Raw genomic sequence first — 13057 nt, forward strand, 5'->3', positions numbered from 1 at the left:
TCCTTGTATCTTTTATTGGAACATGTCTATCATGAATTGCACAAAACCCAAGGAGACTGCCGTGACGGAACTCGCGCTCGACACCCCGGACCAGCTGGTTCCGGTCCGCTCGCTGTTCGGAATCGATTCCGACCTGAAGGTGCCGGCCTTCGCTACCCGCGACGACCACGTGCCCGAGATCGACGCGGCCTACCGCTTCAATCCGGACGTGACGCTCGCGATCCTCGCCGGCTTCACGCGCGACCGCCGCGTGATGGTGCAAGGCCTGCACGGCACCGGTAAATCGACCCACATCGAACAGGTCGCCGCACGCCTGAACTGGCCTTGCGTGCGCGTGAACCTCGACGGCCACATCAGCCGCCTGGACCTCGTCGGCAAGGATGCGATCGTCGTGCGCGACGGCCGGCAGGTCACCGAATTCCAGGAAGGCATCGTGCCGTGGGCACTACAGCGCCCCGTCGCGCTGATCTTCGACGAGTACGACGCCGGCCGCCCCGACGTGATGTTCGTGATCCAGCGCATCCTCGAGCGCGACGGCAAGTTCACGCTGCTCGACCAGAACCGCGTGATCCGCCCGCATCCCTTCTTCCGCCTGTTCGCGACCTCGAACACGGTGGGCCTGGGCAACCTCACCGGCATGTACCACGGCACCCAGGTGCTCAACCACGCGCAGATCGACCGCTGGAACATCGTCGCGACGCTGAACTACCTGCCGCGCGACGAGGAGGTCGCGATCGTGCTCGCGCGCGTGCCGGCGAAGAACTACGACAAGGGCCGCCAGCTCGTCGCGTCGATGGTCGCCGTGGCGGCGCTCACGCGCCAAGGCTTCGCCGCGGGCGACCTGTCGACGCTGATGTCGCCACGCACCGTGATCACCTGGGCCGAGAACTGCGAGATCTTCCGCAATCCCGCGCTCGCCTTCCGTCTCTCCTTCCTCAACAAGTGCGACGAGGTCGAACGCCCCATCGTCGCCGAGTACTACCAGCGCTGCTTCGGCGAGGAGCTCGACGAATCGTGGAGCGGTGAATCAAGAATCGGCGAAGCGGCGGCGAAGTGACGCAGAGCGCGCAACAGAAGGCGAGGCGCCAGCAGAAGGTCGAGGAACTGTGCGCGGCGACGCTGCGCGCGCTCACCGGCCGGCCCGCCCTGCACTACCGCGGCCGGCGCCTGTACGCCGGCGAGCGCCTCGTGCCGCAGCACGCGCCGCACCTGCGCGTCGATCCCGGCGAAGACAGCTTCGCGGACTGCCGCGCCGCCGCCGACGGCGCCGCGCTGCGCCTGCTGCACTCCGACGCCGGCCTTCACGCGCGCCTGTGCCCCGACGACCCGGTCGAGCGCCTGGTGTTCGAGCTCCAGGAACAGCTGCGCGTCGAGACCCTCGCGCCCGCCGACATGCCCGGCATGGCGGCGAACCTGCATCATCGCTTCGAGAACTGGTCGCGCGCCTTCTACCGCTCGGGCCTCACCGAGGGCAGCGTCGGCATCCTGCTGTACACGGTCGCGCAGATGTGCTGGTCGCGCCTCACCGCGCGGCCGGTGCTGGAAGACACCGAGGACTACATCGAGAGCACGCGCATGGGACTCGTCGCGGCGCTCGGCACCGCGCTCTCCGGCATCCGCCGCCATCGTCACGAACAGCACGCCTTTGCGCGGCACGCGCTGGAGATCGCGCGCGTCGTCGGCGACCGCGTGCGCGCCGAGCGCGCGGCGCAGGACGACGAATCCGGCGAGAAGGACGACAAGGACGCCGACGCACAGGCCGGCTTCGCGCTGCTGCTGGACTTCGACGACGCCGCGGACGGCGGCGACGGCATCGCGGCCGCCACGACCGGCGCCAGCAAAGTCTTCACCGACGCCGCCCTCGCCTACCGCGTCTACACCACCCGCTTCGACACCGAAGTCGCCGCCGGCACGCTGGTGCGCCGCGCGCTGCTGCGCGAATACCGCGAACGGCTCGACCGCCGCGTCGCCGAACAGGGCGTGAACCTCTCCCGCCTCGCGCGCCAGCTCGCCACCGTGCTCACCCGCCCCGCCCCGGACGGCTGGCGCTTCGGTGAGGAGGAAGGCCACATCGACGGCCGCCGCCTCGCCCAGCTCATCAGCTCGCCCGCCGACCGCCGCGTGTTCCGGCAGGAGCGCCACGTCCCGCAGGCCGACTGCGCGGTGAGCTTCCTTGTCGACTGCTCGGGCTCGATGAAGGGGCACATCGAACCGGTCGCCGTGCTGCTCGACCTGCTGATGCGCGCGCTGGAGACGATCGGCGTCGCCACCGAACTGCTGGGCTTCACGACCGGCGCGTGGAACGGCGGCCGCGCCTACCGCGACTGGATGAGCCGCGGGCGCCCGCCCCACCCCGGCCGCCTCAACGAGGTCTGCCACCTCGTGTTCAAGGGCGCCGACCGCCCGTGGCGGCGCGCGCGCGCGGACATCGCCGCGCTCCTCAAGGCAGACCTCTTCCGCGAAGGCATCGACGGCGAGGCCGTCGACTGGGCGTGCAACCGCCTGCTCGCGCGCAGCGAGGCGCGCCGCATCCTGATCGTCGTCTCCGACGGCTGCCCCTCCGACGGTGCCACCGGACTCGCCAACGCCCCCTTCTATCTGGACAATCACCTCAAGGACGTCGTCGCGCGGCGCGAACGCGAGGGCGCGGTCGAGATCCTGGCGCTGGGCGTCGGGCTCGACCTGAGCCCCTTCTACCGCCGCAGCCTCGCCACCGACATGACGCAGGGGCTGGAGAACTCACTATTCACCGAAATCGTGCAGCTCATCGGCGGCACCTGGTTCCTCCCCCTTCAAGGGGGGAGGTTAGGAGGGGGATGGGTTTCTGCGGCGCATGCTAAACCCATCCCCACCCCAACCCTCCCCTTGAAGGGGAGGGAGCAAACGTACATGACTCAACCTGACATCGCGTAATTGATTGTCGGGCTAATAATTCCGCCAATTTCGCACAGGAGGAACACACGCAATGGCCAAGACCCGCATGGCCGTGCAGTTCGGCATGGGGACCTCGATCCGCAGCCAGGACTACACGCAGGCTGCAGCGCGCGCAATCCGCGACGCGTTGTGGCACAACTCCCTCAATATCGCGAGCGCCTTCGGCTTCCCGAAGGAGGAAATGCTGATCGACGTCGAGATCGGCATCCAGAAGCCCGAAGCGGTCGACATCGCCCCGCTGCTGGAGGTATTCCCCTACGGCAAACCCTCGATCAAGGTCGTCCGCGGCGGCCTCGACATTCCCAAGCACGACGGCACCGGCGTCACCGTAATCGCCAACGCCGCCGTCATCGTTTCCTTCGACCTGGAGCCCGGCCATGCCTGAAAAGCGCCTGATCCTCGAAATGGGCACCGGCAACGACCTCCTCGGCGGCGACTACACCAAGGCCGCCTGCCGCGCCGTGCAGGACGCCCTGCATCATTCCGTGCTGTCCTTGTTCCGCTCTCTCGCCTACGACACGCAGGACATGCGTGTGCAGGTCACCATCGGCGTGCAGCAACCCGACCAGGTCGACGCCGAGGTCGTGCGCGCCGAGTTGCCGCGCGGCAGGCCCGAGGTAAAAGTGGTCTTCGGCGGGCTCGACGTGCACGACCCCGAGCAGGGCACGAAGCACGTCATCGCCACCGCTGCGATCGAGGCCTGGCTGCCGATCGAATCGGATGCGTGGCGGTTGGCTCCAGCGCAGACTTAACGGCGGGCGTCCGGCGGCGGGGGTTGCCGGTGCCCGCCGGCTGCTCGCTCCTGACGACCCCGAGCGGTCATTCCGGCCTGTCGAAAGCTGACGCCCAACTCGTCGGCTAACCAGCGCGAGGCGCGCACCACTTGATGTCCAAGCGCAACGGACAGTTACGTCACGCCCCCATCGTAAGTGTCTTTCTCCTATTGGAATTAATTTAGTGACCGTTGCACATACGCAAGTACCACTGCGGTTCCATGCGACGATAGATACACTGGAACTCACGCCAGCGAATTGGAAATCGATTTAGCGACGCCCGCACTGGGCTGCGGAAGGTATACTCTCCGCCACTATTGACGGGCCCCAGCAACTCTCCATTTTCTATACGAGGCACTTCGGGAAAGAAATGGAAATCCTTCCAAACCCAGCCATGTCGGAGCGTAAATGCGTAATAGAGATTGGACGGTTCAGGCTTAATGCGCAGCGATCCGTATTTGTGCAATCGCGAAAGATCACCTCGATCACCTTCTACGCGCTTTCCTGTCTCCATCAAATAGGGATTTGAATACCACGGATACCCGATTGCGCTGTAGGAAACGTCGTAAACCTTGGCCCGCGTAATCAACCCCCTAGTATCTCCCTGTTCCAGCCAACCGGTATGCGATTGATTGGAAGGGGGTTCAAACTCGCGATAACGTCGCACTATTTCTTCCAGGTCGCTGCGATTTTCGTGGAAAGTGGAAATCATCGATTCGTCAGACGGTAATGGGTTTCGGGTCCAGGCCAACCATCCAACGGTAAGCAAAAAAACGACGATCAGTATCGTCCGCGCCAAATTCCGTTTAATCGCACCTTGAATGTACATCATCATTCCGCCACACGGACATCGAAGAAATGCGCCTTTGTCGCGCGGTTCTCACATTCTAACCGATCAGCATGTGCACTTCGTGCGCGGATGGCTGCTTCGGGCGCTCTGCCTGACCGACTGCTCGTGACCGATAACGGCCCCGCAACATCACTCGCCACATGGCCGCCGCAATGAAACAGGAACTCTTCACCGCCCGCGCTACACTCATCCCTCAATCGCATTCGAATTTGGATGATCCGCAACGATGTTTGCCAGCCTGAAGGACTTGTTCAACGCCCTCACCGCTACGCCGGCCGGTGGCGCAACGACGTCGGGCGGTGCGGATCACGCTCTCCAGCTCGCGGCCGCGGTGCTCTTGGTCGAGGTGATGCGTGCGGATGCGGACTACTCGGCGGCCGAGCGCACCACCGTGGTCCAGGCCCTGCGCGACAAGTTTGCCCTTCGCGACGACGAGGTCGCGCGTCTGGTGGAACTCGCCGAGACCACCTCGCGTGATGCGCCGGATCTCTACAGCTTCACATCACGGCTCAACAAGGGCTTCAGCGTCGAGCAGAAGCTGCGCATGGTCGAGTACCTGTGGCAGGTGGCGTATGCAGACGGCACACTGAGCCATCATGAGAACCACCTGATGCGCAAGCTCGGCGGCCTGCTCTACATTCCCCGCGCGGACTTCATCGCGGCAAAGCAGCGGGGACGGACGGCAGCCGGGGCGAGCGCACCGGGCAACCCGGCGCCCTAGCCCCGCCGCCAGCGCTTGCCCGCGCGCAGCGCTAACGCAAACGCGCGAGCGCGCCGCGATCCTCCGCCGACAGCCGCAGCCCGAGGGGCGCGAGGCGGCGCAGCGTCTCCTCGACCTCCCACGGCGCGGCCACCATGCGCTTGCAGCCGTTTCGGAACTCCACGTGCAGCCAGTAGGCATCCACGTCCGAAGCCCGCCTCAGGTAGAGCCGCGCGACGTCCTGCGGCCGGCTCTCCAGCCACGCCAGCCCTTCCTGCTTGCGCGCGCGACCGAGCACGTACGCGGCGGACACGAAGGTGAGCGCTGCTGCAGCGACGACGACGAGTTCGGACATAGCGGGACCTCCACGAGCGATGAAACATCGAAGTGGAGGATACCCGCTCCGGGGTTATTAGAACCCCATATCCTTATTGCCAATTACCATATAAGCATTGACCTGCGAGCGCGCCGCACGGACGCTACCAACCCACTACGATCGCCGGCAGGGCCGACATCACCAGATAAGCGCCGATCGCCATCAACAGCGCGAAGACGAGGCGGCGCATCGTACGGGCGGCGAGCGGCGGCGGATACCGGCGCCCGATTACGGTCGCGAGCGCCACGACGGGCACCGCCACGGCGAACAGCGTCCAGATCTCCGCATCGAGCCGCCCCTGCACGCCGAGGTAGAACGAGCGCGCGGCCGAGGTGATCGTGAACAGCAGCAGCAGGATGTTGCGCACGCCGACCGGGTCCATCGGCTGGCGATAGAACTGGAAGATCAGCGGCGGGCCGGCAACACCGAAGAGGCCGCCGCTCAGGCCGGAAAAGAAGCCGCTCGCGGCGAAGCTGATGTCCGACGAACGTTCGTCGAGCTGCACTGGACGCAGCGCGAAGCCCACGCTGCCCTGCACGATCACGATGCCGAGGATCAGCTGCAGCACCCCGGCCGCCGCACTGCTGAGGTATTCCAGCAGCATCACCCCGCCGACGATGGCCGGCAGGCTGCCGAGCGTCGCCGCCCGCGCCGCGCGCCAGTCGATGCCGTGCAGGCGTCCGGGCAGCGCGACGGCGCTGTTGGCGAGCGTCACCAGGCTCACGATCGCGGCAACGGTCGCCACCGGCAGGAGGTTCATGCCGCTGGTCGCCCCCATGACGATCATGCCCAGGCCGAAACCCGTCACCGTCTGGAAATAGGTCGCCGCCGCCAGCACCAGGATCAACGGCAGAGCCTCGGCGCTCATGTCACACCGACACCGCAGAAGAGGCCAGGCGGGCCTCGGCGGCGGCCTGCGCCTGCACCACCGTCACCGCGATCACGTAGAACACGTCCTCGGCGCTGCAGCCGCGCGACAGGTCGTTCGCCGGCTTGTCCAGCCCCTGCAACAGCGGCCCGATCGCGACCGCGCCGCCGACGCGCTCGGCCAATTTGTAGCCGATGTTGCCCGCCTCGAGGTTCGGGAACACCAGTACGTTCGCCCGCCCCTTGACCTGCGAATCCGGCAGCTTGCGGTTCGCGATCTCGGCGACGATCGCCGCGTCGAGCTGCACGTCGCCGTCGATCGCGAGTCCGGGGCGCATCTCGCGCACGCGCTGCGCGGCGGCCACCACCTTGTCCACGGCCGCATGCTTCGCGCTGCCGCTCGTCGAGAACGACAGCATCGCCACGCGCGGCTCCTCCATCAGCAGGCTGCGCGCGCTGTCGGCCGCCGCCATCGCGATCTCGGACAGCTCCTCGGCATCCGGGTCGACCACCAGCCCGCAGTCCGAGAAAACCAGGCCGCCCTTCAGGCTGTGGAAGGGCTCGCACAGCATCATCAGGAAGAAGCTCGACACGAGCTTGAACGCCTTGTTCGGGCCGATGATCTGGATCGCGGTGCGCACCACGTCGGCGGTCGTGCGCACCGCGCCCGACACTGATCCGTCGGCATGTCCCAAGCGCACCATCAGGTTCGCGAAGCACAGCGGGTCGAGCACGTCGCGCTGTGCCTGCTCCAGCGTCATGCCCTTGTGCGCGCGCAGGCGCAGCAGCACCCGCACGAACCCCTCGGTGAGATGCGAACGCGCCGGATCGACCAGCTCGATGCCCGCCAGATCCAGCCCCTCACGGAAGGCACACGCCTCTATCGCGGCGCAGCTGCCGACGAGGATGATCTTCGCCGTGCCTTCGCGCGTCGCGCGTACCGCGGCCTGCAGCACGCGCGGGTCGTCGCCCTCGCTGAGCACGATCCGTCGGGGTTCCGCGCGTGCCGTCTCGATGATGCGGTTGATCGCTTTCATTCCATTCACCAAAAAAATGCCGGAACCGCAGGGGTTGGGAGAAGACGCGGTTCCGGCCAGGTAACGGCCCCGTCCGGGTAAGCGGGGCCGTGGAGGGAAATGCCAAGGATGGAGCACCGCCGGAGGAGCGACGCAGGTCACGCGCCCGCCGGCGTCGCCGCCCACATGCCGGTCAGGCGCGGGGGCGGCAACACGCATCAAGGACTTCAGATACAATCAATTTCGATACGATTCGTTCCGTTATTCGAAACTTGATCGAACTCTAGATGCAAAACCGGGCACGGTCAACTAGTATTCTTATAAACCGGTACGTGGTGTATTATTTATCGAAATCCATCTCAGCGAGGTCACCATGAAGATCACCCGCAGCTCCGGATCGGAGCCCGCCCGCATCGATGGAGACACCCCGACCATGCGGCTTTTCAGCCTGCTGGAAGTCATCGCGGCCAAGGACCAGACCTTCTCGCTGCAGAGCCTCGTCGAGGAAACGGGACTGCCCAAGCCCACGCTGCACCGCATGCTGCAGCAGCTCGAGTCCGAGGGCCTGCTGCACCGCGAAGGTGACGGCCGGCACTACAGCACCGGGGTACGCCTGCGCCGCCTCGCGGAGAACCTGCTCCTCAACAGCACCACCCACGGCGCGCGCCATGTCGTCCTGCGGCAGCTGGTCGAAGAGGTCGGCGAGAGCTGCAACATCACGGCCTTCTCGGGCAGCGAAGTGATGTACCTCGACCGCCTCGAATCGACCGCGCCCCTGCGCTTCTACCTGCATCCGGGTTCGCGCGTGCCGGCCCACTGCTCCGCCACCGGCAAGCTCTTCCTCGCCCAGATGACGCCCGCCCAGCGCCGGCGCCTGCTCGCCTTCGCGCCGCTGGAAAAATTCACGCCGAACACGATTACGGATCTCGATGCGCTCGAACGCGAGATCGAGGACGTCAAGCGCAACGGTTACGCGCTCGACAACGAGGAATTCCTGCCCGGCCTGCTGTGCATCGGCGTACTCGTTCCGACGCAGCGCAAGCAGTCCAACATGGGGCTTGCGATCCAGGCCCCGATCATGCGGCTCACGCGCGAAAAGGCCTTGCAGTTCCTGCCCGCCCTGCAGCGCGCCGCGACGGCGCTCGCCAGCATCGAAGGAAACGAACCGGATGCGCAGGAGGCCGAAGCCTGAGGCCTCTCCCGCGGGCCGGACGGTCAGTATCGCGCGGATCGATGGCGTCGCACCTGCGACGCCCGTCGGCTCCACACGAACACGTACTGGGTGCCCGACCACACGATGGTGACGAAGGTCGCCAACGTCAGGACGGTGATCCACATCCCGCCGTCCACGAAGCCCGCACCAATCGCGAGGATGCTCGCGAGCAACAAAAATTCCAGCGCGGTATTGAGCTTCGACACCGCGCTCGGCGCCATCTCCACCGCCCCGATCAGATAGTGATAAGCCAGCGCGCCGCCGACGATCAGCACGTCCCGTGTCACCACGGCCGCGGCGAGCCACCACGGCAGCCGCCCGTCGAAGGCCAGCAGCAGCGTCACCGTGAGCATGGTCAGCTTGTCGGCGACCGGATCGGCGATCGCGCCGAAACGCGTGCGCAGGTTCCAGCGGCGCGCGATCACACCGTCGGCGAGATCCGACAGCGCCGACACGATGAACAGCAGCAGCGCGATCCCGAACTCGCCCTGCCGCAGCAGCGCGGCAAGCGGCAGGATCAGCGTGACACGCAGCAGCGTGATGGTGTTGGGGACGTTGGGCATGTGGCCGGACCACCGTGGGCTCGTCGCCCACATTATGCATGGTCCGCCGGCGCACGCTTCTGATGCAGCGGCGCGGTCCCCGGTACTAACGCACGAAGCGCCTGCTCTCGCGCACCACGTCGTCCAGCAGCGCCTGCTTGTCCGCCAGCACCTGCTTGCCTTCCTCGCGCGCAACCGGGTGATCCTGCGCGTCGAACACGCTGTAGCGGAAGAAGGAGCTGCGCGTGTAAGGGAATGAGATCTTGTGCTCGCCGTCGAAGATGCCCATGAAGTCGTACTCGCCCAGCACGAGGTTGTCCGCGGTGTGATCGAGCGTATCGGCGGAGCTGTAACTGCGCGACGGCGCGGTGACACCCAGGTATTCCAGCAGCGTCGGCGAAATCTGCAGATGCGAGGTGCGGTGCGTGACGACCTGCGGCTGCTGGCCCGGCAGGCGGATCACCAGCGGCACGCGGATCTGCTCCTCGGGGAAGGTGTTGCCGTGGCCGTGGCCCCAGTGGCCCTTCTCCATGAATTCCTCGCCGTGGTCACCGGTGAACAGGATCACCGTGTTATCCAGTTCACCCTGCGCCCGCAGATGGTCCAGCAGGCGTCCGATCTGCGCGTCGACATGATGCGCGGCGTTGATATAGCGCGCGTGGATCGCGTCGATGTTGTCGCGCAGGTCGAGCTTCATGTAGTCGAGCTGGCGCAGGTAGTCCTGGCGCAGCGCGGTTTCCTCCGGGAAGGTGTAGGGCGCGTGCGTGGACTCGAAGAACATGAAGCCGTAGAAGGGCTTGTCGGCATGGCGGTGGTCGAACTTACCGATCAGGTCGTCGATGTTCTGCGCGTCGCGCCGCCACGGCTCGCCCTTCTGCAGTTCCTGCAGGTTCGCCTCGGGCACGCCGGTGAACACCGTATGGCGCAGCTCCGGGTAGTCGAAGCTCTGGCTGGTGTGGATCGCGAGCTGGTAGTCGTGGTCGCGCAGGAAGTTCATCAGCGCGGGGGCGACCCGCTGCTGCTCGAAGCTGTACCAGTACGGCGCATACAGGCCGTAGAACATCGAGAACAGGCCCATGCGCGTGCGGTTGCCGCCGCTGTAGTGCTGCTCGTAGCGCGTACCCTGCTGCGAGAGCTTCCACAGGTTGGGCGTGATCTCCGGGCTCAGCAGATCCCAGCGGAACGATTCGCCGACCAGCATGATCACGTTGGGCCGCTTCGCGACCTCCTTCGCGGGGAGATCGTGGCCGGGATAATCGACGGTGCCGCCCGCGAGACGCAGCTCCTTCACCGCCGCCTGCTCGATGCCCATGCGCTTGAACACCTTGCGCGCGCCGGTGTGCAGGTGGAAGGGGATCGCCTCCGCCGCCTGCAGGTAGTCCTCCTTGCCGACGTGCTCGCTGTAGGCATACACCACCTCCTCCACCGAGAGCACCGAAAACAGCACCATCACGGCGGTGACGAGGGTGCGCGGCGACGGCGCCCAGCCATGCGTCGCGTGGCGGTACAGCAGCACCAGCGCGGCGGCGCACAGGACCGGGAAGACGGACACCTGCATCGCCAGCGAACGCGTCGTCGCCTCGGTCGCGCCCAGCGCCTCGACGCCGCCCGGCGTCGTGAGCAGGTTCCACACGAAGGCGTTGAAGTGGAACTGGTACAACTCGTACAGACGGTAGTCCGCAAAGATCGCCAGCAGCACGGCGCTGCCGCCGACGAAGGCCACCGCGTAGGGCAACCGCACCCGCCATCCGGGGACGCTGCGCAGCAGCCGGGCCAGCGCCGAGCTGAGGATCCACAGTGGCGCAACGTACAAGGCCGCGTAGCCCGCCGTCGCCGCAACGAGGAACATGCGTGCGCTGGACGACGCCACTTCGGCATGCGGCCAGAAGAGCACGATCATCGCGAAAACCGCGACGTAGAGCAGCGCGTAGTAGCGTCGCAGCACGAGCTGGGTCTGGGTGAAAGGCATGTAGGGTTTCCCGGTACGTGGTTCGGACGGATTCACAATCGCAACAGGATGGAGCGGGCGCCGTCAAACGCCCGTCGAACCCATGTCAAGACATCGTGAAACTCGCCCGCACGGGACGCGCCCTATCCCGCCCCACCCGCCATCACTGTCAGCGCATGCAGCAACACCCCGATCGCCCCGCCCACCAGCGTGCCGTTGAGGCGGATGAACTGCAGGTCGCGGCCCACGCTCAGCTCCAGCTCGCGCACCAGGTCCTCGTCCTTCCAGCCGCGGATGGTCGACGCGATGTGGTCCGCCAGCCCGTCGCGGAAGTCGTCCGCAAGCGCAACGACGGCCGACTGCAGGTGGTCGTCGAGCGATTCGTGCAGCGCCGGATTGGCGGCGAGCGTCGCCCCGAAGGCCATCGCGGCGCCGCGCAGCCGGATCGCGAGATGCGAGTCGGCACGCTGCAGGTCGCTGCGCAGCCACGTCTTCATGTCGTCCCACAAACCGTTCAGGTACTCGGCCATCGCCGGGTGCGCGAGCATGTCGCGCTTGGCGGCCTCGATGCGCGCCGCCAGATCCGCGTCCGTCTTCAGGCGCTCGATGAATTCCGCGACCGATTCGTCGAACGCCTGCCGGCGCGGATGCTGCGGGTCGTCGCCGATGTCGTGCAGCCAGCCATTGATGCCGCGCACGAGGCTCCCCGCGATACGGCGCGAGAACTCGTCGGTGTCGGTCACCATACCCACCGTCCGCAGCACCTTCGGATACTCCTTGCCCGCCACCTCGACGATCATCGCCGCGAAGGCCGCCTGCACGTCCGCGTCGTCCAGCCAGCGCGCCAAGCGCGCGAGCGCCGCGTCCAGCACCTCCTGATGGCGCCCGTCGGCCGTCAGCGCGTCGAGGATCTTCCCCGACATCGCCGACAGGTCGACCTTCTTCAGCCGCCCGCGGATCGCCGCGGCGAGAAAGCGCCGCACACGCGCATCGTCGATGAAGTCCAGCCAACCGGCGAGCGCCGACGCCAGCTTTCCGGCGATCAGCGCGGCGTTGTCCGGCTGCTGCAGCCACAGCGCGAGGCGGCCGGCCGGATCGAAAGCGCGCAGCTTGCGCACGATGGTGTCGGTGGCGAGGAACTTGTCGCGGATGAAGGTCGCCAGGTTGCCCGCGATGCGGTCCTTGTTGGCCGGGATGATCGCCGTGTGCGGGATCGGCAGGCCCAGCGGATGGCGGAACAGCGCAACGACGGCGAACCAGTCGGCGAGCGCGCCGATCATCGCCGCCTCGGCGAAAGCGGCAACCCAGGCCCAGATTCCCGCGCCGTGCTGCAGGCGCGCCAGCACGAACAGGAGCGTCACCGTCGCCAGCAGCGCGAGCGCCACGCGCTTCATCTTCGCCAGCTCGCGGGCCTTGACCGCGGCCGAAGGCCCGCTCATTCCGCCGCCTCCGGCCCGATCCCGGAACACACTTTCACAGCCGTGGAAAGCACACCTGCCATACTTCCGCGCTCCATGCTCCGCACCATGCATTCAGCTTACACGCGCAAGCGCCGCACCGGACAGCAGCCCGGTTGCGCGACCCCGAAACGGATCACGCCGCCGCCCTTCCTTGCGTCGCGCGCCGCGCGCCATTCGTCGGCGGTGAAGTTGTAACAGAGTCCCTTCGCGCTACATAGCGAGCGCTGCAGGCCGCGCTCCACAGGTTTCTCACGCAGCCGGCACCGACGTCGGAGGGGGAAACCGTATGGTCGCAGGACGATTGAAACAATTACTCACAACCTCACCTACCCCCCAACGGAATGAGGATTACACTAGCACTTGCAAATACGCGGGAAT

13 protein-coding genes are annotated in these 13057 nt (G+C 66.4%); 6 read left to right on the forward strand and 7 right to left on the reverse strand.

The genetic code is table 11. From position 1 onward, the window contains the following. The first annotated feature begins 61 nt into the window (after positions 1–61). Genes AzCIB_RS17350 through AzCIB_RS17365 form a run of 4 tightly spaced genes read left to right on the forward strand, consistent with a single transcriptional unit; the run spans position 62 to position 3686 of the window. Positions 62–1057, forward strand: a complete 996-nt coding sequence (locus tag AzCIB_RS17350; protein ID WP_050417030.1) for an AAA family ATPase — start codon at positions 62–64, stop codon at positions 1055–1057. Then, entirely contained in the window at positions 1054–2913 is a 1860-nt protein-coding gene (locus AzCIB_RS17355) for a cobaltochelatase CobT-related protein (protein ID WP_083447051.1), read from the forward strand. The genes AzCIB_RS17350 and AzCIB_RS17355 overlap by 4 nt, the downstream gene beginning before the upstream one ends. Before the next feature lie 52 nt (positions 2914–2965). Continuing rightward, on the forward strand, positions 2966–3319 hold the full coding sequence (locus AzCIB_RS17360) for a Lin0512 family protein (protein ID WP_050417031.1): 354 nt from the start codon (positions 2966–2968) through the stop codon (positions 3317–3319). Beyond that, positions 3312–3686 carry a Lin0512 family protein gene (locus tag AzCIB_RS17365; protein ID WP_050417032.1) on the forward strand — a complete coding sequence of 125 codons (375 nt, stop codon included), beginning with the start codon at positions 3312–3314 and terminating at the stop codon, positions 3684–3686. The genes AzCIB_RS17360 and AzCIB_RS17365 overlap by 8 nt, the downstream gene beginning before the upstream one ends. A gap of 202 nt (positions 3687–3888) precedes the next feature. On the opposite strand, the gene AzCIB_RS24300 is transcribed toward AzCIB_RS17365, so the two are convergent. Further along, entirely contained in the window at positions 3889–4542 is a 654-nt protein-coding gene (locus AzCIB_RS24300) for a hypothetical protein (RefSeq protein ID WP_157058523.1), read from the reverse strand. A 241-nt stretch (positions 4543–4783) separates the two neighbouring features. Here AzCIB_RS24300 and AzCIB_RS17370 point away from each other — a divergent pair, with 241 nt between their 5' ends. Continuing rightward, positions 4784–5278 carry a tellurite resistance TerB family protein gene (locus AzCIB_RS17370; RefSeq protein ID WP_050417033.1) on the forward strand — a complete coding sequence of 165 codons (495 nt, stop codon included), beginning with the start codon at positions 4784–4786 and terminating at the stop codon, positions 5276–5278. A gap of 31 nt (positions 5279–5309) precedes the next feature. On the opposite strand, the gene AzCIB_RS17375 is transcribed toward AzCIB_RS17370, so the two are convergent. From AzCIB_RS17375 to pta, 3 genes are all read right to left on the reverse strand, one after another. Further along, on the reverse strand, positions 5310–5612 hold the full coding sequence (locus tag AzCIB_RS17375; protein ID WP_050417034.1) for a hypothetical protein: 303 nt from the start codon (positions 5610–5612) through the stop codon (positions 5310–5312). A 124-nt stretch (positions 5613–5736) separates the two neighbouring features. Beyond that, the gene (locus AzCIB_RS17380) at positions 5737–6501 is read right to left on the reverse strand and encodes a sulfite exporter TauE/SafE family protein (protein ID WP_050417035.1); all 765 of its coding nucleotides are present in this window, start codon (positions 6499–6501) and stop codon (positions 5737–5739) included. Position 6502: 1 nt separating this feature from the next. Beyond that, positions 6503–7537 (reverse strand): phosphate acetyltransferase, encoded by a 1035-nt coding sequence (pta, locus tag AzCIB_RS17385; RefSeq protein ID WP_050417036.1) that lies wholly within the window; start codon positions 7535–7537, stop codon positions 6503–6505. 352 nt (positions 7538–7889) lie between these two features. On the opposite strand from pta, the gene AzCIB_RS17390 reads away from it, so the two are divergent. Continuing rightward, entirely contained in the window at positions 7890–8708 is an 819-nt protein-coding gene (locus tag AzCIB_RS17390; protein ID WP_050417037.1) for an IclR family transcriptional regulator, read from the forward strand. 23 nt (positions 8709–8731) lie between these two features. Here AzCIB_RS17390 and AzCIB_RS17395 read toward each other — a convergent pair whose 3' ends face one another. The 3 genes from AzCIB_RS17395 to AzCIB_RS17405 all read right to left on the reverse strand — a co-directional run bounded on the left by AzCIB_RS17395 (position 8732) and on the right by AzCIB_RS17405 (position 12658). Continuing rightward, positions 8732–9292, reverse strand: coding sequence for a CDP-alcohol phosphatidyltransferase family protein (locus AzCIB_RS17395; RefSeq protein ID WP_050417038.1), 561 nt, complete (start codon positions 9290–9292; stop codon positions 8732–8734). An 85-nt stretch (positions 9293–9377) separates the two neighbouring features. Further along, on the reverse strand, positions 9378–11240 hold the full coding sequence (locus AzCIB_RS17400) for a sulfatase-like hydrolase/transferase (RefSeq protein WP_050417039.1): 1863 nt from the start codon (positions 11238–11240) through the stop codon (positions 9378–9380). Between the two features lie 122 nt (positions 11241–11362). Next, complete coding sequence (locus AzCIB_RS17405) at positions 11363–12658, reverse strand: DUF445 domain-containing protein (protein WP_050417040.1); 1296 nt, start codon at positions 12656–12658, stop codon at positions 11363–11365. Positions 12659–13057 lie beyond the last annotated feature (399 nt).

This window comes from Azoarcus sp. CIB (genome assembly GCF_001190925.1).
Taxonomy (GTDB): domain Bacteria; phylum Pseudomonadota; class Gammaproteobacteria; order Burkholderiales; family Rhodocyclaceae; genus Aromatoleum.